The organism is Ramlibacter sp. P4_H7, assembly GCF_056400765.1.
This window is the reverse complement of the sequence record NZ_JBFUKP010000002.1, coordinates 53,218-79,623: the sequence shown is the minus strand read 5'-3', so window position 1 is coordinate 79,623 and position 26,406 is coordinate 53,218. Positions and strand designations below refer to the sequence as shown.

27 protein-coding genes are annotated in these 26,406 nt (G+C 70.1%); 15 read left to right on the top strand and 12 right to left on the bottom strand.

Annotation, left to right across the window (positions count from 1 at the left end; all coding sequences use genetic code 11):
- The gene (locus AC1DSA_RS03580; protein ID WP_477886132.1) at positions 1-1,107 is read right to left on the bottom strand and encodes a fatty acid desaturase; all 1,107 of its coding nucleotides are present in this window, start codon (positions 1,105-1,107) and stop codon (positions 1-3) included.
- Between the two features lie 135 nt (positions 1,108-1,242).
- Between AC1DSA_RS03580 and pyk the strand changes: the two genes are divergently transcribed.
- From pyk to AC1DSA_RS03560, 4 genes are all read left to right on the top strand, one after another.
- A complete protein-coding gene (pyk, locus tag AC1DSA_RS03575) occupies positions 1,243-2,676 on the top strand; it encodes a pyruvate kinase (RefSeq protein WP_477886131.1) in 1,434 nt (477 codons plus the stop codon).
- A gap of 104 nt (positions 2,677-2,780) precedes the next feature.
- Positions 2,781-3,845, top strand: coding sequence for a class II fructose-bisphosphate aldolase (gene fba, locus AC1DSA_RS03570; RefSeq protein WP_477886129.1), 1,065 nt, complete (start codon positions 2,781-2,783; stop codon positions 3,843-3,845).
- Between the two features lie 70 nt (positions 3,846-3,915).
- A complete protein-coding gene (locus AC1DSA_RS03565; RefSeq protein WP_477886127.1) occupies positions 3,916-4,821 on the top strand; it encodes a phosphoribosylaminoimidazolesuccinocarboxamide synthase in 906 nt (301 codons plus the stop codon).
- A 51-nt stretch (positions 4,822-4,872) separates the two neighbouring features.
- Positions 4,873-5,295 (top strand): hypothetical protein, encoded by a 423-nt coding sequence (locus tag AC1DSA_RS03560; RefSeq protein WP_477886125.1) that lies wholly within the window; start codon positions 4,873-4,875, stop codon positions 5,293-5,295.
- A gap of 9 nt (positions 5,296-5,304) precedes the next feature.
- Here the strand turns inward: AC1DSA_RS03560 and trxA are convergent, their stop codons facing one another.
- Positions 5,305-6,198, bottom strand: a complete 894-nt coding sequence (gene trxA, locus AC1DSA_RS03555) for a thioredoxin (RefSeq protein ID WP_477886122.1) — start codon at positions 6,196-6,198, stop codon at positions 5,305-5,307.
- Positions 6,199-6,258: 60 nt separating this feature from the next.
- On the opposite strand from trxA, the gene purE reads away from it, so the two are divergent.
- The 4 genes from purE to AC1DSA_RS03535 all read left to right on the top strand — a co-directional run bounded on the left by purE (position 6,259) and on the right by AC1DSA_RS03535 (position 9,929).
- On the top strand, positions 6,259-6,759 hold the full coding sequence (purE, locus tag AC1DSA_RS03550) for a 5-(carboxyamino)imidazole ribonucleotide mutase (RefSeq protein ID WP_477886739.1): 501 nt from the start codon (positions 6,259-6,261) through the stop codon (positions 6,757-6,759).
- Complete coding sequence (locus AC1DSA_RS03545) at positions 6,756-7,919, top strand: 5-(carboxyamino)imidazole ribonucleotide synthase (protein ID WP_477886120.1); 1,164 nt, start codon at positions 6,756-6,758, stop codon at positions 7,917-7,919. Before purE ends, AC1DSA_RS03545 begins: the two co-directional genes overlap by 4 nt.
- Positions 7,916-8,905 carry an L-threonylcarbamoyladenylate synthase gene (locus AC1DSA_RS03540; protein WP_477886118.1) on the top strand — a complete coding sequence of 330 codons (990 nt, stop codon included), beginning with the start codon at positions 7,916-7,918 and terminating at the stop codon, positions 8,903-8,905. Before AC1DSA_RS03545 ends, AC1DSA_RS03540 begins: the two co-directional genes overlap by 4 nt.
- Before the next feature lie 70 nt (positions 8,906-8,975).
- Positions 8,976-9,929 (top strand): SGNH/GDSL hydrolase family protein, encoded by a 954-nt coding sequence (locus AC1DSA_RS03535; RefSeq protein WP_477886116.1) that lies wholly within the window; start codon positions 8,976-8,978, stop codon positions 9,927-9,929.
- A 3-nt stretch (positions 9,930-9,932) separates the two neighbouring features.
- Here the strand turns inward: AC1DSA_RS03535 and AC1DSA_RS03530 are convergent, their stop codons facing one another.
- Entirely contained in the window at positions 9,933-10,199 is a 267-nt protein-coding gene (locus AC1DSA_RS03530) for a SemiSWEET transporter (protein WP_477886114.1), read from the bottom strand.
- Complete coding sequence (dacB, locus tag AC1DSA_RS03525; protein WP_477886112.1) at positions 10,196-11,587, bottom strand: D-alanyl-D-alanine carboxypeptidase/D-alanyl-D-alanine endopeptidase; 1,392 nt, start codon at positions 11,585-11,587, stop codon at positions 10,196-10,198. The genes AC1DSA_RS03530 and dacB overlap by 4 nt, the downstream gene beginning before the upstream one ends.
- 55 nt (positions 11,588-11,642) lie before the next feature.
- On the opposite strand from dacB, the gene tsaB reads away from it, so the two are divergent.
- Genes tsaB through AC1DSA_RS03510 form a run of 3 tightly spaced genes read left to right on the top strand, consistent with a single transcriptional unit; the run spans position 11,643 to position 13,611 of the window.
- Positions 11,643-12,365: a tRNA (adenosine(37)-N6)-threonylcarbamoyltransferase complex dimerization subunit type 1 TsaB gene (tsaB, locus tag AC1DSA_RS03520; protein WP_477886110.1), complete on the top strand. Its 723-nt coding sequence runs from the start codon at positions 11,643-11,645 to the stop codon at positions 12,363-12,365.
- The gene (gene rimI, locus AC1DSA_RS03515) at positions 12,362-12,826 is read left to right on the top strand and encodes a ribosomal protein S18-alanine N-acetyltransferase (protein ID WP_477886108.1); all 465 of its coding nucleotides are present in this window, start codon (positions 12,362-12,364) and stop codon (positions 12,824-12,826) included. Before tsaB ends, rimI begins: the two co-directional genes overlap by 4 nt.
- Positions 12,823-13,611, top strand: a complete 789-nt coding sequence (locus AC1DSA_RS03510; RefSeq protein ID WP_477886106.1) for a uracil-DNA glycosylase — start codon at positions 12,823-12,825, stop codon at positions 13,609-13,611. The genes rimI and AC1DSA_RS03510 overlap by 4 nt, the downstream gene beginning before the upstream one ends.
- Here AC1DSA_RS03510 and AC1DSA_RS03505 read toward each other — a convergent pair.
- From AC1DSA_RS03505 to purU, 4 genes are all read right to left on the bottom strand, one after another.
- Positions 13,608-14,549, bottom strand: coding sequence for a GlcNAc-transferase family protein (locus AC1DSA_RS03505; RefSeq protein ID WP_477886104.1), 942 nt, complete (start codon positions 14,547-14,549; stop codon positions 13,608-13,610). The genes AC1DSA_RS03510 and AC1DSA_RS03505 overlap by 4 nt on opposite strands.
- A 25-nt stretch (positions 14,550-14,574) precedes the next feature.
- Positions 14,575-16,068 carry an FAD-linked oxidase C-terminal domain-containing protein gene (locus AC1DSA_RS03500; RefSeq protein WP_477886101.1) on the bottom strand — a complete coding sequence of 498 codons (1,494 nt, stop codon included), beginning with the start codon at positions 16,066-16,068 and terminating at the stop codon, positions 14,575-14,577.
- A gap of 134 nt (positions 16,069-16,202) precedes the next feature.
- The gene (locus AC1DSA_RS03495) at positions 16,203-17,075 is read right to left on the bottom strand and encodes a LysR substrate-binding domain-containing protein (RefSeq protein ID WP_477886099.1); all 873 of its coding nucleotides are present in this window, start codon (positions 17,073-17,075) and stop codon (positions 16,203-16,205) included.
- Between the two features lies 1 nt (position 17,076).
- The gene (purU, locus tag AC1DSA_RS03490; protein ID WP_477886097.1) at positions 17,077-17,925 is read right to left on the bottom strand and encodes a formyltetrahydrofolate deformylase; all 849 of its coding nucleotides are present in this window, start codon (positions 17,923-17,925) and stop codon (positions 17,077-17,079) included.
- A gap of 59 nt (positions 17,926-17,984) precedes the next feature.
- Here purU and AC1DSA_RS03485 point away from each other — a divergent pair, with 59 nt between their 5' ends.
- Genes AC1DSA_RS03485 through aptA form a run of 3 tightly spaced genes read left to right on the top strand, consistent with a single transcriptional unit; the run spans position 17,985 to position 22,147 of the window.
- On the top strand, positions 17,985-20,027 hold the full coding sequence (locus AC1DSA_RS03485; RefSeq protein WP_477886095.1) for an acyltransferase family protein: 2,043 nt from the start codon (positions 17,985-17,987) through the stop codon (positions 20,025-20,027).
- 53 nt (positions 20,028-20,080) lie between these two features.
- Positions 20,081-20,776, top strand: a complete 696-nt coding sequence (locus AC1DSA_RS03480; protein ID WP_477886093.1) for a DUF4197 domain-containing protein — start codon at positions 20,081-20,083, stop codon at positions 20,774-20,776.
- Between the two features lie 39 nt (positions 20,777-20,815).
- The gene (gene aptA / locus AC1DSA_RS03475) at positions 20,816-22,147 is read left to right on the top strand and encodes an omega-aminotransferase AptA (protein WP_477886091.1); all 1,332 of its coding nucleotides are present in this window, start codon (positions 20,816-20,818) and stop codon (positions 22,145-22,147) included.
- A 112-nt stretch (positions 22,148-22,259) separates the two neighbouring features.
- Here the strand turns inward: aptA and AC1DSA_RS03470 are convergent, their stop codons facing one another.
- A complete protein-coding gene (locus AC1DSA_RS03470; protein WP_477886089.1) occupies positions 22,260-23,003 on the bottom strand; it encodes a ChaN family lipoprotein in 744 nt (247 codons plus the stop codon).
- 57 nt (positions 23,004-23,060) lie between these two features.
- Between AC1DSA_RS03470 and AC1DSA_RS03465 the strand changes: the two genes are divergently transcribed.
- Positions 23,061-24,134: an AbrB family transcriptional regulator gene (locus AC1DSA_RS03465; RefSeq protein WP_477886087.1), complete on the top strand. Its 1,074-nt coding sequence runs from the start codon at positions 23,061-23,063 to the stop codon at positions 24,132-24,134.
- Positions 24,135-24,141: 7 nt separating this feature from the next.
- Here the strand turns inward: AC1DSA_RS03465 and AC1DSA_RS03460 are convergent, their stop codons facing one another.
- The 3 genes from AC1DSA_RS03460 to AC1DSA_RS03450 form a co-directional block, all read right to left on the bottom strand.
- Entirely contained in the window at positions 24,142-24,414 is a 273-nt protein-coding gene (locus AC1DSA_RS03460) for a BTH_I0359 family protein (RefSeq protein WP_477886085.1), read from the bottom strand.
- A 119-nt stretch (positions 24,415-24,533) separates the two neighbouring features.
- Positions 24,534-25,610, bottom strand: coding sequence for a DUF3108 domain-containing protein (locus tag AC1DSA_RS03455; protein WP_477886083.1), 1,077 nt, complete (start codon positions 25,608-25,610; stop codon positions 24,534-24,536).
- On the bottom strand, positions 25,607-26,383 hold the full coding sequence (locus tag AC1DSA_RS03450) for an IclR family transcriptional regulator (protein WP_477886081.1): 777 nt from the start codon (positions 26,381-26,383) through the stop codon (positions 25,607-25,609). Before AC1DSA_RS03450 ends, AC1DSA_RS03455 begins: the two co-directional genes overlap by 4 nt.
- Positions 26,384-26,406 lie beyond the last annotated feature (23 nt).

Genomic DNA, 26,406 nt, shown 5'->3' with positions numbered 1-26,406 from the left:
TCAGGCGCCCTGCGCCGCCGATCCCGGCGTCACCTCAGTCGCCGCGCTCGTGGCTTCGCCCGCGTAGTCGGTCCAGCACCCGCGTTCGAAGTCATACAGCTTGCAGCGCCGCGCGGTGTCGAAGTACCAGCGCCAGGAGAAGGGCTGGACGACGATCCGACCGGGCAGCATGTGCTCCAGCGTGCTTTGCGCACCCTTGAGACGGTACAGCGGGATCGTCATGTCCACGTGGTGCGCGGTGTGCTCCATGATGTGGTGCATCGCGCTGCCGATGCCGAAGGGAAAGGTCAGGTGCACGGTGGTCGACACGAAAGGCTGCGCGCGGGACCACGCCGCCCGCTCCGAATGCCACTGGACCTCGGTGTGCGTGTGGTGCACGTAGACCACGAAGCCGATCATGGCGCACCAGAACAGGAAGGGCACGACGAAACCGGTGAGCAGCACCGGCAGCAGGTCCTGTCCCGTGATGCCGGCGATGAAAGCCAGGCCGGCGATCCACACCAGGCCGAAGGCGGACACCAGCAGGTTGTCCAGCAGGAACACGCGACGGCGCGTCGGCATCTGCGTGCGGCTGGGGAAGAACATCCTTCGCCACCACATCTCGTTCATGTAGTACAGCCCCGGCGCCCAGCCGCTGCGGTAGATGCGATCGAGCAGCCGCTGGGTCGGCGTGAGCGCGGCGAATTCCTGCGCCGTGCACGGCGCCCAGACGAAGTCGAAACCCTTGAGGTTGGTGTAGCCGTGGTGCACGACGTTGTGTCCCACTTCCCACAGGCTGTAGGGCGTCAGCGAGGGCAGGAAGGCGATCCGTCCCAGCCACTGGTTCAGGCGGCGGTGCGGCGTCAGGCTCTGGTGGCAGGCGTCGTGGCCGATGACGAACAGGCGGCCGGTCACGAAACCCGCGGCCATCCCGCACAGCAGCCGCGCCCACCAGGCATCGAGCAGCACGGCGCCAGCCAGTGCGGACAGCAGCAGAACGTAGTCGAAGGCGAGCAGCGCGATCGGATACAACGTGGTGCGGGTGGACAGCGACAGCAGCCACTGGCGGATGTCCTTGCGGTGCGGCATGGCCGCGGAGGGCGGAATGGGGGCGGGCGGGATCGACATGGACCGGCCATGCTATCCACGGTCGGGCAGGTGCGGCTGATCTGCGTCAACCGCGACCAAGCAACCGGGTTGGTAACCGGGTCGTAACCGCTTCCGTGTGAGAATCCGAAACTAAATTACATGGAGAACGCCTGCATGGCCCGTCGCGCCACCAAGATCGTCGCCACCCTCGGCCCCGCTTCCAGCGATCCTGCCGTCCTCGAGCAGATGCTGCGCGCAGGCGTGAACGTGGTGCGCCTGAACTTCAGCCACGGCACCGCGCAGGACCACATCGACCGGGCGAACCTCGTCCGGCAGGTGAGCCAGGCCGCCGGCCGCGAGGTGGCCATCATGGCCGACCTGCAAGGCCCCAAGATCCGCGTCGGCAAGTTCGCCGAGGGCAAGGTGAACCTCGAGCCGGGCGCGAAGTTCGTGCTGGACGCCGGCCGCACCGAGGCGGGGGACATCCATGCGGTGGGGCTGGACTACAAGGAGCTGCCGCGCGACGTGAAGCCGGGCGATGCCTTGCTGCTGAACGACGGCCTGATCGTGCTGACCGTCGATTCGGTCAAGGGCGAGCAGATCCGCACGACGGTGAAACTCGGCGGCGTCCTGTCCAACAACAAGGGCATCAACAAGCAGGGCGGCGGCCTGACCGCTCCCGCGCTGACGGCCAAGGACATGGAGGACATCCGGACCGCCATGAGCTTCCATGCCGACTACGTGGCGGTGAGCTTTCCGAAGAACGCGACCGACATGGAGATGGCGCGCCAGCTGTGCAACGTGGCGGCAGCGGAGTTCCGGCACAAGCCGGCGCTGATCGCCAAGATCGAACGCGCGGAGGCGATCCCGAACCTGGAGCAGATCCTGAGGGCCAGCGACGCCATCATGGTGGCGCGCGGCGACCTGGCGGTGGAAGTCGGCAATGCGGCGGTGCCCGCGCTGCAGAAACGCATGATCCGGCTCGCGCGCGAACACGACAAGGTCGTGATCACGGCGACCCAGATGATGGAATCCATGATCTCCGCGCCGGTGCCGACGCGCGCCGAGGTGAGCGACGTCGCCAACGCGGTGCTCGACGGCACCGACGCCGTGATGACCAGCGCCGAGACGGCCACCGGCAAGTACCCGGTGGAAGTGGTGCGGCAGATGGCGAACATCTGCGCCGAGGCCGAGATGGCCGAGGACGTCCGGCTGGATGCCGATTTCACCGGCATGGCCTTCTCCCGCATCGACCAGTCGATCGCGATGGGGGCGCTGTTCACCGCGTACCACCTGGGCTGCAAGGCGATCGTGGCGCTCACCGACTCCGGTTCCACCCCGCTGTGGATGAGCCGGCACCGGATCCACATCCCGATCTATGCGCTCACGCCCCGGCTGGCCACGCAGCGCCGCATGGCGCTGTACCGCAACGTTTCGCCGCTGCTGATGGACCAGAGCGCCGACCGCGACACGGCCCTGGCCGAAGCGGAAGCGCACCTCAAGAGCCGTGGCATCGTCACCTCGGGCGACATCTACGCCATCACCTGCGGCGAACCGATGGGTGCGCCCGGCGGGACCAACATGCTGAAGATCATCCGGGCCGCGTAAGGTCTGCACGGCGCCGCCGGCGCAAGCCTCAGCCGCTAGAATTCCGGGAGTTACGGGGCGGTTACCTCGACCGTCTCCCCTCTGTAGTCCCTCCAGGAATTTCCATGCCGATCGTCTCCATGCGCGAACTGCTGGACCATGCCGCCGCCAATGGCTACGGCATCCCGGCCTTCAACGTCAACAACCTCGAACAGGTCCAGGCCGTGATGGAGGCCGCGAAGGAGACGGGCGCGCCCGTGATCCTGCAGGCGAGCGCCGGCGCGCGCAAATATGCGGGCGAGTCCTTCATCAAGCACCTGATCCAGGCCGCGATCGAGGCCTATCCCAAGATCCCGCTGGTGATGCACCAGGACCATGGCCAGAGCCCCGACGTCTGCAAGGGCGCGATCGACCTGGGCTTCTCCTCGGTGATGATGGACGGCTCGCTGGAAGCCGACGGCAAGACGATCGCCAGCTACGACTACAACGTGGACGTCACGCGCAAGGTGGTCGACATGGCGCACAAGCTGGGCGTCACCGTCGAGGGCGAGCTGGGCTGCCTGGGCAGCCTGGAGACCATGAAGGGCGACAAGGAAGACGGCCACGGCACCGATGCGACGATGACGCGCGAACAGCTGCTGACCGACCCCGAGCAGGCCGCCGATTTCGTCAAGAAGACCCAGCTGGACGCACTGGCCATCGCCATCGGCACCAGCCACGGCGCCTACAAGTTCACCCGCAAGCCCACCGGCGACATCCTGGCGATCGACCGCATCAAGGAAATCCACCGGCGCATCCCCAACACGCACCTGGTGATGCACGGTTCGTCCTCGGTGCCGCAGGATCTGCTGGCCATCATTCGCCAGTACGGCGGCAACATGAAGGAAACCTACGGCGTGCCGGTGGAGGAAATCCAGGAAGCGATCAAGCACGGCGTGCGCAAGATCAACATCGACACCGACATCCGCCTGGCCATGACCGGCGCGGTGCGCAAGTTCATGGCCGAGAACCCGGAAAAGTTCGACATGCGCGAGTGGATGAAGCCGGCGCGCGAGGCTGCCCGGCTGATCTGCAAGCAGCGCTTCATCGAGTTCGGCTGCGAAGGCCAGGCCGGCAAGATCAAGGGTGAGAACCTGCAGCTCGTGGCGGCCAGGTACGCCAAGGGCGAGCTGGCGCAGACGGTCAACTGAGGCCTGCCGCGCTTGCGATAATCGATGGCCCGCCCCACGGCGGGCCGTTTTCTTTCCAGAGCCTTCCCGTATGACCGCCGCCCTCCACACCTCCAACATCACCTCGCTGCCGCTGCTTGCGCGCGGCAAGGTGCGCGACAACTACGCGGTCGGCAACGACCGCATCCTGATGGTGGCGAGCGACCGGCTTTCGGCCTTCGACGTCATCATGGGCGAGCCGATTCCCGGCAAGGGCGAGATCCTCACGAAGATGGCGCTGTTCTGGTTCGCTCGCCTGGGCCACGTGTGCCCCAATCACCTCACCGGCGAGGCGCCCGAAAGCGTGGTGACGCCGGCCGAAGCGGCGCAGGTGAAGGGCCGCTCCATGCTGGTGAAGCGGCTCAAGCCGATCATGGTGGAAGCGGTGGTGCGCGGCTACCTGGCGGGCAGCGGCTGGAAGGAATACCAGGAGAGCCAGTCGGTGTGCGGCGTGGCCTTGCCGGCCGGCCTGAAGAACGCGAGCAAGCTGCCGCAGCCGATCTTCACGCCGGCCGCCAAGGCGGTCTCGGGGCACGACGAGAACGTGAGCTACGAGAAGGTGGTCGAGATGATCGGCCCCGCGGTGGCCGCGAAGATCCGCGATCTGTCCCTGCGCATCTACCAGGAGGCCGCCGACTTCGCCCTCACCAAGGGACTGATCATCGCGGACACCAAGTTCGAATTCGGTCTCGACGAGCAGAACGACGTCGTGCTGATGGACGAGGTGCTCACGCCCGACTCCTCGCGCTACTGGCCGGTGGAGGGCTACCAGCAGGCCTTTGCCGCGGGACAGAACCCGCCCAGCTACGACAAGCAGTTCGTGCGCGACTGGCTGGAGGCCGTGAAAGTCGACGGCCACCCCTGGGACAAGACGCCGCCCGCGCCGCGCCTGCCCAAGGAAGTGATCGAGAAGACCGCCGCGAAGTACCGGGAAGCGCTGGACCGGCTCGTTTCGTAGCCCGGTGTAAAGGGCCTCGCACCGGCCTCGCGTGCGGACTATGCTGGCCCGATGAAAGCCAGCTTCCTTCTCGTCCTTGCCGGCGCGGCCCTGGCCGCGCCGGTCTTCGCGCAATCCGACGCGCCGTGCATCGTTGCCGGCCGCATCAGCGACGGCCAGTGGGCGCCGCGCATGGCGGGCCTCCAGCTGCTGGGGCCGGGCGGCCAGGCGGTGACCGGCCCAGGCAAGCAGTTGCTGGCCGGCGTGCGCCAGGTTCGCCTGGCGCAACCGGCGCTGCTCTCGAAGTGCGACGGCGACAACGCGCTGGCCAGCGCCGACAACGAGCCGGCCGGCCGCAAGACGCCGGTGCCGGCGCTGTCGGCCGGCGTGCTGGACGTCGAGCAGGTGAGCTTCCCGAAGCTGCGCACCGGCGGCGAACTCGTGGAGCTGCGCGTGCGCGTTCCGGGCGAGCGCGTCGTGATGGTGACGCGCTAGCAGCAGGTGCTAGCTCAGCACCACCGATGACAGGCGGCGGCGGTAGGTGGCCACGGTGGGGTCGTCTGGCGGGATCTGGCCTTCGGCCACCTTCGGCTTGGGCGGCTCGATGATGTCCAGCACCGCGATGTAGGTCTTGCGGGCGAGTTCCTCGCTCCACGCCTTGTCGCGCATCAGGATCTCCAGCAGCTCGTCCATCGCGGCGGTCCAGCGCTGCTCCGCCATCAACAGGCGGGCCCGGTCGAAGCGCGCATGGAAGTCACGGCGGTTGGCCGCGATCTTCGCGTCCTCTTCGCCCGGGTTCGGATGCGCCTTGGCGAACGCCACGGCATCCAGCCAGCGCGCCAGTGCGTCCAGCTTGCGGGAGGCGACCACCTTGCTGGCCACCGGCTCGAATGCGCGGCGCGCCTCCGCTTCGCGGCCCATGGCGAGCAGCGTCTTCACGTAGTCGAAGCGGGCCTCGTCGTTAGCGGGGTCGGTGGCGACGGCGTGCTGCAGCTTTTCCAGCAGTGCCTCGGGGTCGGCGGCGCCGGGCGCCTCTTCTTCCAGCTCCGGTGCCTCCTCTTCCTCCTCGACCAGTGCCTGCACGTGCTTGTCGAGGAATTCGCGCACCTTGCCCTCCGGCAGCGCGCCCATGAAGCCGTCCACCGGCTGGCCGTTTTTCAGCAGCACCACCGTGGGAATGCTGCGGATGCCGAAGGCGCCCGCGAGCTGCTGCTCCTCGTCGGAGTTGATCTTGGCGAGCTTGAAGGCACCGCCATAGGCGGTCTCCAGCTTTTCCAGGATCGGGCCGATCGCCTTGCACGGGCCGCACCACTCGGCCCAGAAATCCACCAGCACGGGCTGGCTCATCGAGGCAGCGATCACCTCCTGTTCGAAGTTTTCGATGGTGACGTCGATCATTCCGGCTCCCTTGGCAGGTCAAAGTAAAATTTGGGGCTTCTCTCTTCGAATTCTATGAACATCAACGCCGTGTCCATCGGAGTCGTCATGGGGTCCAGCAGCGACTGGGACACCCTGCAGCACGCGGTGGAGATTCTCCAGGAATTCGGGATCGCCCACGAAGCCCGGGTCGTGTCGGCCCACCGGATGCCGGATGACATGTTCGCCTATGCGGAAGCCGCGGCCGGGCGGGGCCTCAAGGCCATCATCGCCGGCGCGGGCGGCGCGGCCCACCTGCCGGGGATGCTCGCGGCCAAGACCACCGTGCCCGTGCTGGGCGTTCCGGTGGCCAGCCGCCACCTGCACGGCGTGGATTCGCTGCACAGCATGGTGCAGATGCCCAAGGGCATCCCGGTCGCCACCTTCGCCATCGGCGCCGCCGGCGCCGCCAATGCGGCGCTGTTCGCGGTCGCCATGCTCGCCGTCACCGACCCCGCCTTGCGCGCCAAGCTCGACGCCTTCCGTGCCCGCCAGACCGAGGCGGCGCGCAACATGACCCTGCCGCCGCGGGACCCGGCATGACCGTGCTGTTGCCGGGGGCCACGCTGGGCGTCATGGGCGGGGGCCAGCTCGGGCGCATGTTCGTGCACGCGGCGCAGCGCATGGGCTACTTCACGGCGGTGCTCGATCCGGATCCCGCCAGTCCCGCCGGCCGCGTCAGCCACCATCACGTGCAGGCGGACTACCTGGACGAGATCGGCCTGGCCCGCCTGTGCGGCCATGCCGACGCGGTCACCACCGAGTTCGAGAACGTGCCCGCCGATGCGCTCGCGCGGCTGGCCGAGCACCGCCCCGTGGCGCCGGGCGCCGCCGCGGTCGCAATCGCGCAGGACCGCGCCGCGGAAAAGGCGCACTTCACCCGCTGCGGCGTGCCGTGCGCGCCGCACGCCGTGATCACCAGCGAGGCGGAGCTCGCGCGCGTGGACGACGCGCTGCTGCCGGGCATCCTCAAGACGGCCCGGCTGGGCTATGACGGCAAGGGCCAGGTCCGCGTCGCGACGCGGGCCGAACTGAGCGCCGCCTGGGACGGCCTGAAGCGCGCCCCCTGCGTGCTCGAGAAGATGCTGCCGCTCGCCTTCGAATGCTCGGTGGTGGTGGCGCGCGGCCGCGACGGCGCCATGGTCCACCTGCCGGTGCAGCGCAACCTGCACCGCGACGGCATCCTGGCGGTGACGCAGGTGCACGAAGGGGCCGTCAGCCCCGACCAGTCGCGGCGCGCGATCGACGCAACGCGCGCGATCGCCCAGGGCCTCGACTACGTCGGCGTGCTGTGCGTGGAGTTCTTCGGCCTGCAGGACGGAACGCTGGTGGTCAACGAGATGGCGCCGCGCCCGCACAACAGCGGGCACTGGAGCATCGAGGGCGCGGACGTGTCGCAGTTCGAGCTGCAGGTGCGCACGCTGGCGGGACTGCCGCTGGTGCAGCCGCGCCAGCACAGCCCGGCGATCATGCTCAACCTGCTGGGCGACCTGTGGTTCCGCGACGGTGCGCCGGAAACGACGCCCGACTGGGCCGGCGTGCTGGCGCTGCCCGGCACGCACCTGCACCTGTACGGCAAGCTGAGCGCGCGGCCGGGCCGCAAGATGGGCCACCTCACCGTGACCGGCAAGCGCGTGGAGGAAGTGCGCGCCACGGCCTCGCAGGCCGCGCAGCGCCTGGGCATCGCGCCCTTGGCGCCATGATCCTGGACGGCCGCGAGCCCGGCGCGATCGCGCAGGCTGCGCAGACGCTTGCCGCTGGCGGACTGGTCGCCTTCCCGACCGAAACCGTGTACGGCCTGGGCGCCGACGCCGGCAACGAGCAGGCGGTGGCCGGCATCTTCGCGGCCAAGGGCCGCCCGAGCGACCATCCCCTGATCGTCCACGTGCCCGATGCCGCCGGCGCCGAGCGCTTTGCCGCCGCGATCCCGCCGGTTGCGCAGCGCCTGATGCGGGCGTTCTGGCCGGGCCCGCTCACCTTGATCCTGCCGCGCCGCGCCGAAGTCGGGCGCGCCGCCGCCGGGGGCCAGGACTCCATCGGCCTGCGCTGCCCCGCGCATCCGGTGGCGCATGCGCTGCTGCTGGCCTGCGCGCAGGCGCAGCCACCGGTGCACGGGCTGGCCGGCCCGAGCGCCAACCGCTTCGGCCGCGTGAGCCCGACCACCGCGGCCCATGTCGCGGCCGAATTCGACGAGCAGCTGCTGGTGCTCGACGGCGGCGCCACGCAGGTCGGCATCGAATCGGCGATCGTCGACTGCACGCGTGGCGGTCCGGTGCTGCTACGGCCGGGGACGCTCACCCGCGCGCAGATCGAGTCCGCCTGCGGCGAACGCCTGTGGCTGCCGGAGGAGATGCCAGGCGCCGCGCCGCGCGCGTCCGGCACGCTGGAATCGCACTACGCCCCCCATGCCAAGGTGCGGCTGATGGAGGCCAAGAGCCTGCAGACCGCCCTGGACCTGCTGGGCCGGGACAGCGCCGCGATCGCGGTCTACGCGCGCAGCCCCTTGCGTACCCGCACGCCGCATTACCGGCGCATGCCCGACGACGCGGTGGAAACGGCGAAGCAGCTGTTCGCTGTGCTGCGCGATTTCGACGCCGCCGGCGTCAAGCTCATCTGGGTCGAGACGCTGCCCGAGGATCCCGCCTGGGACGGCGTGCGCGACCGGCTGCGCCGCGCAGCGGCAGGCTGAGGGCAACCCTGCATCACCAGCGCTTTACCCGCCCTCGTTAAACTCAGTCGTTTCACCGGAGAGAAATTCCATGGCAACTCAGTGGTTGCGCCGTGCGTGGCTGCTGGCCGCTTCGGCCGTGCTGCTCGCCGCCTGCGGCGGCGGCACCATCGTGTCCAAGCTCGAGCCGACGCGCGTCGTCAATTTCGGCGACGGCATGGGCGACCTGGGCAACAACAGCGCCGGCGCCCGCTACACGGTGAACGACGGCTCCAACAACAACTGGACCCAGTACGTGGCGAGCGGTTACGGCCGCCCCCTCACGGCCCGCAAGGCCGGCGGCCTGGCGTTCGCGGTGGGCAATGCGCGCATCACGGCCAAGCCGGACGCGGCGGGCGACAGCAGCACGCCGACCGTCAAGGAGCAGGTCGACGCCTTCCTGGCCGCGGACCACCCGGCCGAGAACGACCTGATCCTGGTGAGCGCCGGCACCTCGGACATGATCGTCCAGCTGCGCGGCGTGATCGAGGGTTCCCAATCGGAAGACCAGGCACGCGCCAACCTCGAGGCCGCCGCACGCGACTTCGGGGCCCAGATCCGCCGCCTGGTGGATGCGGGCGCCAAGCACGTCGTCGCGATCGGTCCCTACAACCTCGGCCGCTCGGTGTGGTCCGTGCAGACCGGCCAGGGCGGGCTGATGGAGAGGACCAGCACGCGATTCACCGACGCCTTGCTGATCTCCATCGTCGACCTGGGCGCGAACGTCCTGTACGTGGACTCCGCGCTGATGTTCAACCTCGACACGGCCAATCCGGCCAGTGCCGGCCTGGACAACGTGGTCAACGCGGTCTGCACCACGGTGGATCCTGGTCCCGGCATCGGCACCGGTGCCAACCAGGTGAACTCGCTGCTGTGCACGCCGGCCACGGTGGTGGCCGGAAGCAACTACACGCGCTACCTGTTCGCCGACCGCATCTACCCCACGCCCCGGGGCCACCAGCTGCTCGGCGAATTCGCCCTGAACCGCATCCGCGAGCGCTGGTAAGCGCTAGCCGTAGCGCAGTTTCATGCCGAGGATGACGCTGGCCAGCGCCAGCGTCACGGCATTGGCCAGCACGATGGGCCAGGCGCCCATCAGCACGCCGTACAGCAGCCACAGCGCGACGCCGAGGGTGAACGCGCTGTACATGCCCAGCGAGATCCCGCGGACGTCGCGCGTGCGGTAGGTCAGCCAGGCCTGCGGCACGAAGCTGAGGGTGGTCAGGAAGGCCGCGCAGTAGCCGATCAGTTCCTGCATGCCGATGCCTGCGGTCATGGCTGGCGCGCGGCCCATTCCACCAGCGCCTGCACGGCCGGCCGCACCGCCGAGGCCTTGCGGTGGTTGGCGATCGCCACCAGCAGGTAGCGCCGACCCTGGGGGCCATGCACGTAGCCGGCGACGCCGGACACCTCGTTGAGGCTGCCGGTCTTCAGGTGGGCCAGTCCCACGTTCTGGCGCTGCCGGCGCAGCGTGCCGTCCAGCCCCAGCGCGGGCAGCGAGGCGACCAGGTCCGGCATCAGCGGCGAGACCCAGGCGGCCTGCAGCAACAGCCCGAGCTGGCGCGCAGTCATGCTCTCGTTGCGCGAGAGCCCGGAGCCGTTGCCGGTCACCGGCGGCTCGCCGCCCAGGCGCTCGCGCCACCAGACGCCCAGCACGTCGCGCGATCCCTCGAAAGTTCCGCTGCCGCGCTGCTGCAGGCTCAGCGTCAGGAACAGCTGCTGCGCCATCACGTTGTTGCTGAACTTGTTGATGTCGCGGATCACTTCCGCCAGCGGCGGCGAAGAAAATTCGAAGGCCGGCTTCAGCCCCGCCGGGACGGCGCCGTCGCGCACCTCGCCGCGCAAGTGGCCGCCCACCTCGCGCCACATCTCGGCGATGGCCCGCGCCGCGTACCGGTCGGCGTCGGGATACGCGAGTTGCCACACCTGCTCGCCGCAGCCGCGCGGAAAGCCGCCGGTGAAGCGCACCTGGGCGGCATTGCGGAAATCGGCACCGAGGGCCGTGATCCAGTCGCCGCAGCCATCCGATGCGGACAGCGGCACGGTCGCCGGCCATTGGACGCCCGCCAGGGGCGGGTCGGTCCGCACCCGGGCCTGCGATCCGTCCGGCGTGATGGTGACGGTGACGGCCTTGTAGTTCACCAGCAGCGCGTCGGGACTGGCGTTGTAGGGCCGCAGGGGCTGCCCGTCGAACGCGGCCGGATCGTGCGGCGGCAGGGCGAACGCGCTGCGGTCCAGCACGATGTCGCCCGAGATGGTGTGCACGCCCAAGGCACGCACGCGGCGCAGCAGCAGCCACAGCCGCTCGATCACCAGCTTCGGATCGCCCTGGCCCTTGATCACCAGGTTGCCCTGCAGCACGCCCAGGCGCACCGGCCCGTCGAAATACACCGGCGTGGTCCAGGCGAAGGTGGGCCCCAGCAGATCCAGGGCCGCGAAGGTCGTGGCCAGCTTGGCGATCGATGCCGGATTCACCGGCACGTCGATGCGGTGCGCCACGCGCGGCGTCCCGCCTTCGGCCGGCGCGACCAGCATCACCACGGCGTCGCGCGGCAGGCCCTGCTCGGCCAGGGCGCGCTCCACCTCCGGCGGCAGGCCCTGGGCGGACACGGCGGCGGTCGCCCAGGCAACGCAGAACAAGGCAAGGCGGAACCAGGGCGGCATGCGCGTGATTATGGGATGGCCGGACCTTCGATAATGGCGGGTTCGCTGCCTGCCCATGAAACTCCTCGCCTTCGACACCAGCACCGAAACGCTGTCCATTGCGGTCAGCGCCGGAGGGGATGCGCCGGTGCTGGAGCACACCGGGGCCGGTGGCGCGCAGGCCTCGGCCGCCCTGATCCCGGCGATCACGGACTTGCTGGCGCGTGCCGGCCTGGCCTTGCGGGACCTGGACGGCATCGCCTTCGGACGCGGGCCCGGTTCCTTCACCGGCCTGCGCACCGCGGCGGCCGTAGCGCAGGGTCTCGGCTTCGGCACCGGGGTTCCGGTACTGCCGATCGACACCTTGCTGGCGGTGGCGGACGAGGCGCACGCCCAGTCGGGGGCCGAGCAGGTGATGGCGCTGCTGGACGCGCGCATGGATGAGGTTTACTTCGCCGGCTACGAGCGGGTCCAGGGCCGCTGGCTGACGCGGCAGGCGCCGGCGCTGGGCCGCCCGGAGGACGTGACGGTGCCCTCCGGCTGGGCCCTGGCCGGCAACGTCCTGCAATTGCATGGGGACCGGCTGGCCGCCGCGGCCGCGCGCGTGCCGGCGCTGCCGACCGCGCGGGCGCTGCTACGGCTGGCACCGCAGGCACTGGCGGACGGCGCGGACCATGCCGCCGCGCACGCCCTGCCGCTCTACATCCGGGACAAAGTGGCGCAAACTACGGAGGAGCGTGCTGCCGAGCGCGCGCGCAAGGACCTGCTTCGCGGCGCGTCCGCGGTGGAGCCCAGATGAGCGCAGTCTTCAAGTCCATGGAAGCGGGTTTCGAGCCCATGACCGAGGCCCGGCTCGACGAGGTCGTGGCCATCGAGCGGCGCGCCTACGGCCATCCCTGGACGCGGGGCAATTTCTCGGACTCGCTGCGTTCCGGCTACCAGGCGCAGCTGCTCTGCGCCGGCGACACCCTCCTCGGCTACTTCGTCGCCATGCAAGGCGTCGACGAGGTGCACCTGCTGAACATCACCGTCGATCCGCCCTACCAGGGACAGGGCTGGGGCTGCGTCCTGCTCGATGCGCTCGCGCTGTGGGCCCGCTCGCAGAAGGCGCAGTGGCTGTGGCTGGAGGTGCGTACCAGCAACGCGCGCGCGCAGGACGTGTACCTGCGCTACGGATTCCGCCGGGTGGGCGAACGCCGCAACTACTACCCGGCCGCGGTCGGGCGCGAGGACGCGATCGTCATGAGCCTGAAGCTATGAGCGCGGGGCTCGATGCACGCCAGCGCGCGATGCTGGAGGAGATGGGGGTGCGGGTGTTCGCACCGCAGGCCGATGGGCTTGCGGCTGTCGACGTCGCCATCCCTGAAGCCAGCCAGGCGAGGGGGACAGCGGATCCGCGGTCTGCGGAGCCCACTGGCGCCGCGCCGGCAGCCCCGGAGCGGACCGCGCCGATCGCCGCGCCGCGCCAGCGCCTGCCCGGCATCGAGCAGATGGACTGGGAGCCGCTGCGGGAGGCCGTGGCCGGCTGCCAGGCTTGCAAGCTCTGCGCCGGGCGCCACAACACGGTGTTCGGCGTCGGCGACCAGCGGGCCGACTGGCTCGTCGTGGGCGAGGCCCCGGGCGAAAACGAGGACCTGCAGGGCGAACCTTTCGTGGGCCAGGCGGGCAAGCTGCTGGACAACATGCTGGGCGCCCTGAAGATCTCGCGGCGCGAGGGCGTGTACATCGCCAACGTGCTGAAGTGCCGGCCTCCCAACAACCGCAACCCCGAGCCGGACGAGATCGCCCAGTGCGAGCCCTTCCTGCGCCGGCAGGTGGAACTGCTGCGGCCGAAGATCATCCTGGCCGTGGGCCGCTTCGCGGTGCAGACGCTGCTGCAATCGAGCGAACCGATCGGCCGCCTGCGGGGCCGCGTGCATCGCTACAACGACGTGCCGGTGGTGGTCACCTACCACCCGGCCTACCTGCTGCGCAACCTGCCGGACAAGGCCAAGGCCTGGGCCGACCTGTGCCTGGCGCAGGCGGTGCTGCGCGGACAGGCCTAGCGCGAGCGCGGCAGGTGGGCCGCCGGTGACAGCGTGCGCGCGGCGTAGTCGATCCCGCTGAACGCCGCGAAGTCCGCGAGGCTGCGCTGCCGTCCCAGCCCGTAAACGCCCAGGTCCTCGCCCGCGACCAGCGCGCCCAGGCGCGCGCGCGAACGCTGCTCGTGCGCCCACCAGTGCACGTCGCGTCCCGCTTCCTGCTGCGCGTCCCAGTGCAGCGGCCGCCGCGCCGCGCCGGAGCCTTCGTCGTTGTAGAGGTGGTGGATGGGCAGCGCCGGCACGTGGAACAGGTCCCAGCCATGCGTGTACAGGCGCAGCGCCAGCGCCTGCTCCTCGCCGTGGAAGTACAGCCACGGGTCGTAGGGAAAGAGCTGCGCGATGCGGCCCGGCGCGAACAGGCAGCCGGCGCCGAGGTGGAAGGCCGGCACCGCCGCATCGGTGTCGAACGGCTGGGCCTCGAAGGGCAGGACGGGGTGGCCGGGCTCGAACCGCGCGCCGGCCTTCACCACCTGCACCAGCACGCCGGGGTCCGGAACCTGCCGCACGGCCTGTCCCTCCACGAAGCGGAAGGCCTGCGGATAGGTGGACAGCACGAGCCCGCGCTCGGGCGCCCCGAGCGCCATCGCCTGGGCGATCAGCTGCTCGTCCCAGCCGGGATCGAAGTCCATGTGCGAATCCAGCTGCAGGAACCAGTCCTCGCCGTCGGACACGGACATCGCGATCGCGCGCGCCCAGCACGGTCCGCGCGCGTCGCGCGCCTGCAGCTGCACCTGCGTGAGCCGCGCCGGCCCGGAAAGGTCGATGCGCGGGCCGCCGGCGGTGGACTGCTCCACCACCCCGAAGTGCAGGCGCTGCGGCGCGCTCGCGGTTTCCACCGCGCGCTGCAGCGTGAACGGCAGCACCGGATCGCAGTACGACGCAATGCTGAGGAAGATGCGCATGGAGGCGCGGCGGCAGCGTGCTGCTTCAGAAGCGCGGCAGGTCCGGATGCGCGATCCGGCCGCCGCGCACCAGCATCTTCCCGTACTCGGCGCAGCGGTTCAGCGTCGGGATCACCTTGCCGGGGTTGAGCAGCTCCTTCGGGTCGAAGGCGCGCTTGACGCCGCGCATCTGCTCCATCTCCTCGGGGCTAAACTGCACGCACATCGAGTTGAGTTTCTCCACGCCCACGCCGTGCTCGCCGGTGACCGTGCCGCCCATGGCCACGCTGGTCTCCAGGATGTCGGCGCCGAACAGCTCGCAGCGGTGCAGCTGGTCCGGATCGTTGGCGTCGAACAGGATCAGCGGGTGCAGGTTGCCGTCACCCGCGTGGAACACGTTGGCGCAGCGCAGCGCGTACTTCTTCTCCATCTGCTGGATTGCCAGCAGGATGTCGGCCAGGCGCTTGCGCGGGATGGTGGAGTCCATGCACATGTAGTCGGGGCTGATGCGGCCCGACGCCGGGAAGGCATTCTTGCGGCCGCTCCAGAACTTCAGCCGCTCGGCCTCGTCGCGGCTCACCGCGATGGCGGTGGCGCCCGCGTTGCGCAGCACCTCGCTCATGCGGCCGATCTCTTCCTCCACTTCCTCGGGCGTGCCGTCGCTCTCGCACAGCAGGATGGCCTCGGCCGTCAGGTCGTAGCCGGCGTGCACGAAGTCCTCCACCGCGGCCGTCATCGGCTTGTCCATCATCTCCAGGCCCGCGGGGATGATGCCCGCGGCGATCACCGCGGCGACCGCATCGCCGGCCTTGCGCACGTCGTCGAAGCTGGCCATGATGCAGCGCGCCAGCTGCGGCTTGGGCACCAGCCTCACCGTGATCTCGGTGGCGACGGCCAGCATGCCCTCGCTGCCGACCATGACCGCCAGCAGGTCGAAGCCCGGCGCATCCAGCGCGGCGCTGCCGAATTCCACCGGCTCGCCGGACGCGGTGAAGCCGCGCACCTTCAGCACGTTGTGCACCGTCAGGCCGTACTTCAGGCAATGCACGCCGCCGGAGTTCTCGGCGATGTTGCCGCCGATGGTGCAGGCGATCTGGCTGGACGGGTCGGGCGCGTAGTACAGGCCGTAGCTCGCCGCGGCCTCGCTGATCGCGAGGTTGCGCACGCCGCACTCCACGACCGCCGTGCGCGCGACGGGATCGACGCTGCGGATGGCATTGAACTTCGCCAGCGACAGGGTGACGCCCAGGCGGTGCGGCATGGCGCCGCCGGACAGGCCGGTGCCGGCGCCGCGCGCCACCACCGGCGCGCCGATCGCATGGCAGGCCTTCAGCACCGCCTGCACCTGCGCCTCCGACTCGGGCAGCGCCACCACCAGCGGTCGCTGGCGGTACGCGGTCAGGCCGTCGCATTCATAGGGCGTCGTCTCTTCCTCGTGCCAGATGAGGCAGTGCGCGGGCAGCACTGGCTTCAGGGCGGCCACGACCTGGGCCTGGCGCTCGGCGCGCTGGAGGACGTCGGGATCGGCGGGGGCGTTCATGGCGACACTTTAGGCGCGCCGGCGGCCCGCGGGCATGAAGAATTTTCCGGCGGACGCTGAAAAAGCAGGGAGCGGAAGCCGGCGGTCCGGCACGACCGCGGCCCTCGCCACCGGGGTGTGCCGCCGCTGCGCCGCTACGCCAGGGTCTTCTTCAGCCACTCCGCGAAGGCCGCGCACTCCCAGCGGTCCATCGTGCCGGTGCGCCAGCACAGGTAGTGCGCGTGCGGGCTCGGCACGTTGCGCTCGGACACCCGCTCCAGCGTGCCGTTCTCCAGCCAGGGCTGCCCCAGCTTCAGGCGGACCAGCGCCACGCCCAGGCCCTGCGCGGCGGCATCGCACATCAGGCCGATGTCGTTGAAGGTCGAGCCTTCGGCCGGTTCCGGGGCGTCCACCCCGTGCGCCAGGAACCAGGTGCGCCAGGGCTCCAGCGGGCTCTTGATCAACTTGGCCTGCAGCAGCTCCTCCACCGTGTCGAAGGGCCCGTGCTCGCGCAGGTAGGCCGGCGAGGCGAGCGGCGTCACCTCGTCGGTCATCAGGCACAGGTGCTCGACGTCGGCGTAGCGGCCGGTGCCGAAGCGGATCATGAGGTCGGCGTCCTCCGCCACCACGTCCAGCAGCGGGATCGACACCTGCAGCGTCAGGTCCACCTCCGGGTAGGCCTCGGTGAAGCCGCGCAGCCGCGGCATCAGCATCGAGCGCGCGAAGGTGGGCGTCACCGCCACGCGCAGCTTGCGCTTGCCGGCGCCACCGTCCCGCCCGGGGAAGCGTTCCAGCACCGCCAGTCCCTCGCGCACGTGCGCGAGGTACTCGCTGCCTTCGGTCGTGAGCGAGAAGTCGGCGCGGCCGAACAGCTTGGCCCCCAGGATCTGTTCCAGCTGCCGCACGCGATGGCTCACCGCGCTGGGCGTCACGCACAGTTCGTCGGCGGCCAGCGTCACGGAGCGCAAGCGCGCCAGCGCCTCGAAAGTCAGGAGGCACTGGATCGGCGGGATGCGCACCGCGGCCATGTCACTTGAAGATGACGGTCTTGTGCCCGTTGATCAGCACGCGGTGCTCGCTGTGCCACTTCACCGCGCGCGCCAGCACCATGCTCTCGGTGTCGCGGCCGGTGGCGGTGAGGGTCTCCACCGTGTAGCTGTGGTCCACGCGCGCCACGTCCTGCTCGATGATCGGGCCTTCGTCGAGGTCGGCGGTCACGTAGTGCGCGGTGGCGCCGATCAGTTTCACGCCGCGGTCGTGCGCCTGGTAGTAAGGCTTCGCGCCCTTGAAGCTGGGCAGGAAGCTGTGGTGGATGTTGATCGCGCGGCCCGACAGCTTGCGGCACAGGTCGTCCGACAGGATCTGCATGTAGCGGGCCAGCACCACCAGTTCCGCGCCCTCGGCCTCGATCACCTCGAACTGGCGCGCCTCGGACTGCGCCTTGGTCGCGGCCGTCATGGGGATGTGGTGGAAGGGCACGTTGTAGCTCGCCGCCAGCTGGTAGAAGTCGCGGTGGTTGGACACGATCGCGCGGATGTCCAGCGGCAGCAGGCCGCTCTTCCAGCGGAACAGCAGGTCATTCAGGCAGTGGCCTTCCTTGCTGACGAAGATGACGGTCTTCATCGGCTGCGCGGAGTCGTGCAGCTTCCACTGCATCTGGAAGCCCTCGGCGAACATCTTCAGTTGCAGGCGCAGGTCGTCCTGCGTGAGCTGCCCGCAGGCGAAGCGCACGCGCATGAAGAACAGGCCCGTATCGTGGTCGTTGTACTGGGCGGCTTCCTCGATGTTGCCGCCGCGCTCGAGCAGGAAACCCGAAACGGCATGGACGATCCCGGGTCGGTCCGGGCACGAGAGGGTCAGGATGTAGGCTTCGGACATAGGGGCACATTGTCGCAGGCGCCGCCTGCGGGAAAGCGATCCCTAGAATGGCGCGGCCCATGCCCGTCGCCCTGCCGCCCGCGTCCGCCGCGGGCCCCGCCCCCGCCCTGTCCTACCGCCCCGAGGTGGACGGCCTGCGCGCGCTGGCCGTGCTGTCGGTGCTGTTCTTCCATGCGCAGCTGGGACCGTTCGCCGGCGGCTTCGTCGGCGTCGACGTGTTCTTCGTGATCAGCGGCTTCCTGATCACGGGCATCCTGCTGCGCGAGCAGGCGCAGGGCCGCTTCTCGCTCGCCGGCTTCTACGCGCGGCGCGCGCGCCGGATCGGCCCGGCGCTGCTGGCGGTGAGCCTCGCCTGCATCGTTCCCGCCTGGCTGCTGATGGACGCGCGCGAGCTGCGTGCGTTCTTCCGGCTGCTGGCGAGCGTCGCGGTGGCCGGCAGCAACTTCGTGCTGGCCGCCACCACCGGCTACTTCGACGGCGCCGCGGAAGACCAGCCGCTGATGCACACCTGGAGCCTGGGCGTCGAGGAACAGTTCTATGTGGTCTTTCCGCTGCTGCTGGTGGCGACGGCGCGCTGGCGGTCCGCTGGCCGGTTCGCGCTGCTGGCTCTTCTGGCCCTGGTCTCGCTCGCGGTGGCCCAGCAGGGCGCCATCAGCCACGCCAACGCCAACTTCTTCCTGCCGTTCGGGCGCGCCTGGGAGCTGCTCGCGGGGAGTCTCGCGGCGATGGGCGCTGCGCGTGCGCAAGCGCTGCCGCGTGCATGGCGCAAGGCCCTGGCGGCCGGCGGTCTCGTCGCCATCGCGGCGGCGGTCTTCGGGTTCGATCGCGCGACGCCGTCGCCCAGCGTCGCGCTGCTGCTGCCGGTGGCCGGCACGGTGCTGGTGCTCCTGTGCGCGGACACGGGGACGCTGGCCGGCCGCGTGCTGGCGCTGCGGCCTCTGGTGGGCATCGGCCTCGTTTCCTACAGCGTGTACCTGTGGCACCAGCCCCTGCTGGCCTTCTCCCGCATCGCGCTTGGCGCGCCCTTGCCGCCGGCATGGCGCTGGGGCGCGATCGCGGCGAGCCTGCTGCTGGCGGCGCTCACCTGGAAGTTCGTCGAGCAGCCGTTCCGCGCGGGCCGCGCCGGCGGCCAGCGCCGGACCCTGGTGTTCGCCGGCGCTGCGTCGCTCGCGGTGGTCCTCGCCGGCGGCATCGGCGTGGTGGCCGCGGCGCGCCTGCTCCCCACCACGGCCAGCGGTATCGCCGACGCGTTCGAGCCGCCGCCGCGCACCGCCACCTGCTTCGACCTGCCTCAGGGGCACGCGCGCCCCGAGGCCTGGTGCGCAATCAACGCGGAGGCCGAGGCGACTCCGAGCTTCGCCCTGTACGGTGACAGCCATGCCTTGCAGTTGCTGGAAGCCTTCGAGGCCGCGGCGCGCGCCGCAGGCCGCCGCGGCCTGTTCGCCGGCTTCAGCGCCTGCCCGCCGCTGCTCGACGTGGTGCTGCTGTACAGCCCCGATCGTGCGCAACGGGACTGCGAAGCCATGAACACGCAGATGCTGGCGCAGGTGCGCCGCGCCGGCATCCGCGATGTCTACCTGGTCGCCAAGTGGAGTTACTACACCGAGGCGTGGTCCACCGGCTTCGTCAACGCGCTGGGGCTCAGCCGTTCGGATCCGTCCACGGTGGAAGGCAGCCGGCGCGCCTTTCGCCACGGCTACGAGGCGACCGTGCGCGCTTACGCCGCCGCCGGTGTCCGGCTGCACGTGGTGGAGCAGGTCCCGCAGCAGGAGCAGGAGCCGCGGGCGCTCTACAAGCGGCTCGAATCGCAAGGCGGCGCGCAGGCGCAGGCGCTGCTGTCGGAAGCTTCCGTGACGCTGGCCCGCCATCACCTGCAGCAGGCTTTCGCGGTGTCGGTGCTGCGCGCAACCGATCTGGCGCCACGCGAGCTGCTGAATTTCGACAGCGTGCTGTGCGACGCGGAGCGCTGCGCCGTCGGCATGCCCGGCCGTCCCTTCTACAAGGACCGCAGCCACCTGAGCGCGCTCGGCGCGCAACGACTGGTAACGCCACTTGTGCGCTCCTTGCGACGCCCGGCGGCGCTCGACGCGCCGGCCAATTGACGCACGCACGCCCGGTGCGCATGATGGTCCGCACAGCCACTCACGCCCTCCCCATGCAACGACGCCGGTTCTGCTCCACCCTGTCCCTGGTCACCCTGCCCGCCTGGCCGCTGGCATTGCATGCGCAAGGCCTCGCCGGCATCAGCGACCTGGATGCCAGCCGCGGCCTCAAGGGCGCGCTGGAGAAGGGCGCGCTCGCCGCCGTGCAGCTGCTCGGCAAGCCCGACGGCTTCCTCGCCAACCCGCAGGTGCACATCCCGCTGCCCAAGGCCTTGCAGGACATCGCGAAATTCCTCGGCGCGATCGGCATGCGCAAGCAGCTCGAGGAGCTGGAAGTGTCGATGAACCGCGCAGCCGAGTCCGCCGTGCCGATGGCCAGGAACCTGCTGGTGGACGCCGTGAAGAACATCAGCGTCACCGACGCCAAGAAGATCCTCGCCGGCGGCGACACCTCGGTCACCGACTTCTTCGCGGACAAGACGCGCACGCCGCTCACCGGGACCTTCATGCCCGTGGTGCACCAGGCCACCGCCAAGGTCGGCGCGGTGGAGCAGTACGAGCGCGTGTCGCAGAAGGCGCAGGGCATGGGCCTGTACCGGCCCGAGGACCCGACGATCGACCACTACGTGACGCGCAAGGCGCTCGACGGCCTGTACCTCATGATCGGCGAGGAAGAAAAGAAGATCCGCCGCGATCCGGTGGGCACAGGCAGCGCGCTGCTGTCCCGGGTGTTCGGTGCGCTGAAATGAAGTAGGGGCAAAATGTGGGGCCTGTTCCCAGGAGTACCGATGGCCCCCAACGACTTCAACATGGACAGCCACTGGCTGCCCTTCACGCCGAACCGTGCGTTCCGCAAGGACCCCCGCGTGTTCGTCGCCGCCGATGGCATGAACTTCACCACGCACGATGGCCGCCAGGTCATCGACGGCATCTCCAGCCTGTGGTGCGTGGGCGCCGGCCACCGCCGCTTGCCGATCAACGAGGCGATCAAGAAGCAGCTGGACACGCTGGACTATTCCACCGCGTTCCAGGCCAGCAACGACCAGGCCTTCCTGGCCGCCGAGAAGATCGCGGCAATGGCGCCCGGCGACCTCAACAAGGTGCTGTTCTGCAATTCCGGTTCGGAAGCGGCCGACACCTCGCTGAAGGTCGCGTTGGCCTACCACCGCGCCCGCGGCGAAGGCCATCGCAACGTGTTCATCGGCCGCGAGAAGGGCTACCACGGCGTCGGCTTCGGCGGCATGAGCGTGGGCGGCATCCCGGCCAACCGCAAGGTGTACGGCGGCGCGCTGCTGCCGCGCGTGGACCACATGCGCTTCATCCACGATCCGGCCAACGCCTACATCCACAACAGGGAGCCGGAAAGCCAGGAGGACTACCTGCTGGAGCTGGAGAACCGCATCCTGCCGCTGCACGACCCGAGCAACGTCGCCGCGATCATCGTCGAGCCGGTGGCCGGATCGGCCGGCTGGTACCTGCCGCCCAAGGGCTACCTGAAGCGGCTGCGCGAGATCTGCGACAAGCACGGCATCCTGCTGATCTTCGACGAGGTGATCACCGGCTTCGGCCGCATGGGCACCAACTTCGGCGCGGACTTCTACGGCGTGGTGCCCGACATGCTGAACTTCGCCAAGTGCGTCACCAACGGGGTGATCGGGCTGGGCGGCGTGATCTGCCGCGACAAGCTGTACGACGCGCTGATGAAGACGGAAGCGCCCGAGCACGTCATCGAGTTCTTCCACGGCTACACCTACTCGGGCCATCCGGTCGCCTGCGCGGCAGCGGTCGCCACCCTCGACCTGTACCAGAAGGAAGGCCTGTTCCAGCGCGCCGGTGAAATGGGCAAGGTGCTGGGCGATGCCTTCCACTCCACCTTCAAGGGCCTGCCCAACGTGATCGGCATCCGCAGCCTCGGCTGCGCCGCCGCGGTGGAACTGGCGCCGCGTGCCGGCGCCCCGGGCCAGCGGGCCTACGACATCTTCGTGGACTGCTTCAAGAAGGGCGCGCTGGTGCGCCCGGCCGGCGACGTCGTGGTGATCGCGCCGCCCTACATCGTGGAGAAGTCGGACATCGACCGGCTGGTGAACACGCTGGCCGATTCGATCCGGGCGCACGCCTGAGGGTGAAGCCCGGGTGGGCCAGGGCGGCGGGTGAGCTGGGGTTCGCAAGGCTCACCGCCAGCCTACGGGGTTCAGGCCTCGTAGGCTGGGGTGAGGCACGAACCCCCGCGCTTCAGCTGGTCGCTTTCGGCGCCGCCTGCTGCTTCTTGAACTCCGCGCAGTAGTCCTTGTTGGTTTCTTCCGGCGGCAGCACCGCCGAGCGCACGTTCAGCCGTTCCGGCAGGTACTGCGGCACGCCCAGCTGAGGAATCACGTGGCCCGATCCGGCCAGCAGGATCACCGTCTTGCCCTCGGCCGTGGCGGCGGTGATGGTCTGGGCCATCGCCAGGTCGCGCGCGATCTGCACGCGCGTCATGGGCAGCACCTGGTGCTCGGGCAGCATCTCGCAGTGGCCGCGGCGGATCGCCTGCTGCTGCGTCTGCAGCGCGGGCGCCGGCAGCAGCGCCTCCAGCGTCTCGTCCTTCATCGCCTTGCGCTGGTCGTCGCGCGGCAGGTTGGCGCCGATCACCGGCACCCCCGCGGACACGGCGGCCATGATGGCCGGCCCGTAGCGTTCCCAGCGCCAGCCGGTGCCGTTCTTGTTCCACTGCAGCGCCTCGCGCGCCTGCGCTTCGGTCGCCGTGCGCGGCAGGCCCGCGGTGCTGGTGCCGCGCTCCGCCATTTCCAGCGTCACGGCGCTCAGCGTTCCGCGCTCTGCGAGCGAGCGGACCCAGCGTTCCTGCAGTTGCGGGTGGGCTTCGGCGTCGTGCTGTTCGCCGATCAGGAGGGCGTCGACGCCGGTGACGTCGGGCAGGCGGGGAGGGGCGGCGCAGGCGGCAAGCAGTGCGCAGGCGGCAACGGCGAGGGGAAGGCGCATTCACCCATACTACGCGGTCCGCCCGCGACGACGGGCCGGACAAGTTGACCTGGCCCAATGTCCCTTCCGTTATTGCTGCGCACCGTGGGCACGCTGGTGCTCGCCCTCGCGGCGGCCCTGCTGTGCGCGTGGCTGCGCACGCCGCTGCCCTGGATGATCGGCCCGCTGCTGGCGACCTCGATCGCATCGGTGCTGGGCACGCCCACGCGCAACTGGCCGCCCCTGCGCAACGCGGCGCAGTGGGTCATCGGCTCCGCCCTCGGCCTCTACTTCACGCCGCAGGTCACCGCCCTGGTGGCCAGCCTGTGGTGGGCGATCGCGCTGGCGGTGGCCTGGGCGCTGGCGTTGGGCTGGACCTTCGGGCGCTGGCTGCACGCGCGCCATGCGCAGCGCATCGGCGGTGGCGGGCGCACGGCCTGGGCCACCACCTATTTCGCCGGCGCCATCGGCGGTGCTTCCGAGATGACGCTGCTGGCCGAGCGCGAGCAGGGCCGCAGCGACCTGGTGGCGGCGGCGCACACGGTGCGCCTGGTGATCGTCACGCTGCTGATCCCCTTCGCCTTCCAGTACGCAGGCCTGCACGGAGCCGATGCCACGCTGCCCGGGGCCCGAGTCGTCAATGGGACCGGCCTCGCGCTGCTGGGGGTGGCGACGTCGGCGGGCGGCTGGCTGCTGGCGCGCACGGGCCGGGCCAATCCGTGGTTCATGGGCGCGCTGGTCGCCAGCATGGGGATCACCATGGCGGGCGTGGAACTGTCGGCCATGCCGACGCAGCTGACCAACGCCGCGCAATTGCTGATCGGGGTGAGCCTGGGGGTGCGCTTCCAGCGCGAGTTCCTGCACGCGGCGCCGCGCTGGCTGCTGGACGTGGCGCTGGGGACGCTGGCGATGGTGCTGCTGTGCGCGGCCTTCGCCTGGCTGCTGGCCTGGGGCACCGGCCTGCACCCGGCGACGCTGGTGCTGGGCACGTCGCCCGGCGGCATCGCCGAGATGGCGATCACCGCGAAAGTGCTTCAGTTGGGGGTGCCGGTGGTGACCGCTTTCCAGGTCTGCCGGCTGGTGGCGGTGCTCGTGCTGGTCGAGCCGCTGTACCGCCGGGTCGGGCCGGGCCAGGCCGGACCGCCCGCGTGAACTCGACTCAGTGGATGACCAGGGGGTTCTGCGCCAGTTCGGCGTAGCCGTCCAGGGTTTCTTCGACCTCTTCCTGGGTGGGGGTATTCAGCTGCCAGGCGTTGATCTGGCGCTGGAACGCGTCGGCCCACATCCCGTCGAGGTAGACCTCCTTGTTCGACCGCTTGTCCACGATCTCGAAGCCGTGGCGCACGGCTCCGTTGTGCAGCTCTCCCTCTACAGGCTCGTTCGCCTGGAGGTGCACCACCACGAAAGAATCGGAGTCATAAAGCATTTGCATGGTCTATTCCTTTTGCCCTAGCTGGCTGCGATGGGCTCCGATTCAAGTGTGGCACTCAAAACCGAACACCGCAGGGACCGGCCCGATTGGCCACATCCCCAATCTAGTCCCCCGGGAGCTCAGCCCCTGTCGGTTGAGGCCCAGCGCTGATCGACCGTGCCACCGTCCGGGTTTGTCAGACGCAGGCGCACCGGGGCGTAATCCTTGCCGGGGGCCAGCCACAATTCCACCTTCTGGTCGAATTCTCGGCGAGGCAGGCGTTCCAGCTTGAGGGCCCGAAGGTGCCCCCCCGGCAGCTCCAGTTCTTCCTCGCCTTCGACCCGGAACACCCAGTCTTCCGCCTCGCGGGTGCTGGCGGTGGGGATCGCGATCTGGGTGCCGGGCGAGAAACGGGCCGCGTCGCCGGCCACCAGCATGGACAGCTGCACCACGACGCTCAGGCGGTCCTGCATGCCGGCCGCCAGGGCGGCTTCCGGCCGGTTGTTGCTGAACACCAGGCGCTGCTGCGCCCGGTCGAAGTGCGTGGCCTGCTCGCCCCGCGACTTGTCCGAAAAGCGATCCGGCGCCAGCCCTTCCTCGGTGATCTGGCCGGCGCTGTGCTGCACGCGCTCGCGCAGCCCGGGCGCGGCGATTTCCAGCCGCAGGTCGTACTGCTGGCCGTTGTGCCACCAGTCGAGGCGGGCCTGTCCCTGCACGGTGAAGCCGCGGCTGCGCAAGGTGACTTCGTAGCGCATGACCGAGGGCTGCGGCACGCCGAGGACCGTCGGCGTGAAAGGCGTCACCGCGGTGTCGGGCGCGGCGCTGCCGGGGTCGGTCGAGCGCGGCTTGTCCTGCGGCTGGGGCGCGGGCGTCTGCGGCGCGACCGGCGCTGCCGACGGTGGCAGCGGCACGGACGGCGCCGGCGTCGCGCTGGTGGCGGGAGCTTCCGCGCGTTGCTCCCGACGGGGAAGGGCTTGCGCCACAGGCGGCGGTGTTGTCGCCGCCGCTGCGACGGCCTGCGGCGGGTTGTGCGGCGGCTGCGGCGCCTCGGCCGGCCGCGCCACGCTGATGGTGCGGGTGGTGAAGCGCTGCACCCAGCGGTCGCGGGTGGGCACCAGGGCCTGCCAGCCGCCCTGCAGCAGCGCGAGGTGGGCGGCCAGCACCACGCCCGCCAGCGGCCACAGCCGCCGCCACAGCGGCGCCGGCCCCTGGTTCATGCGCGGTGGCCCAGGTCGCTCGAGAGCTGGTCGGCGGCGGCGCGCAGCGGCTTTTCCACCGCGCCGCCCCATTCCGCGTCGAAGCTGCCGGCCGGGCCGAGCGCCACCATGCCCAGTGCCATGTGGCCGTCGGAGTCGAACACCGGGACGCAGAAGCCGACGATGCCGGGCAGCAGCGTGTCCACCACGCGCGCGGCGCCCCGCTGGCGCACGGCATCGAGCAGTGCGCGCACTTCCGCGAGCGTGCCGGGCACGTCGCCGCGGCCCTGTTTCTGCGCCCGCCCCATCTCCTCCTTGAGCATCAATGCGATCGCCTCCTTGGGAGCGTAGGCGGCGAAGCACAGGCCGGTGGCGGACGTGAGCAGCGGCATCACGTCGCCCAGTCGCAGGTTCACGGTGACGGCGGAAGGCGATTCCTCCCAATGGACGATGGTCGGTCCGTGGTTGCCCCAGACCGCCAGCGCCAGCGTGTGGCCGATCTGCTCCATCAGCGGGGTGATGCGCTCGCGCGCCAGCTTGACGGCGTCCAGCCGCGACAGCGATGCCAGTCCCAGCTTGAGCGCCGCCGGACCCAGGTCGTAGCGCGTGCTGCCCGCGTCCTGCACCACCAGCTGCAGCCGCTGGAAGCTCACCAGGTAGCGGTGCGCCTTGGCCGCGCTCATGTTGGCGGCTCGCGCCAGGTCGCGCAGCATCAGCGGTCCCTGCGCCTCGCCCAGCACCTGCAGCAGCCCGAAGCCCACTTCCACCGACTGGATGCCCGCGCGTTCCTTCATCGGCAAGAGCTTCCGATAGAATT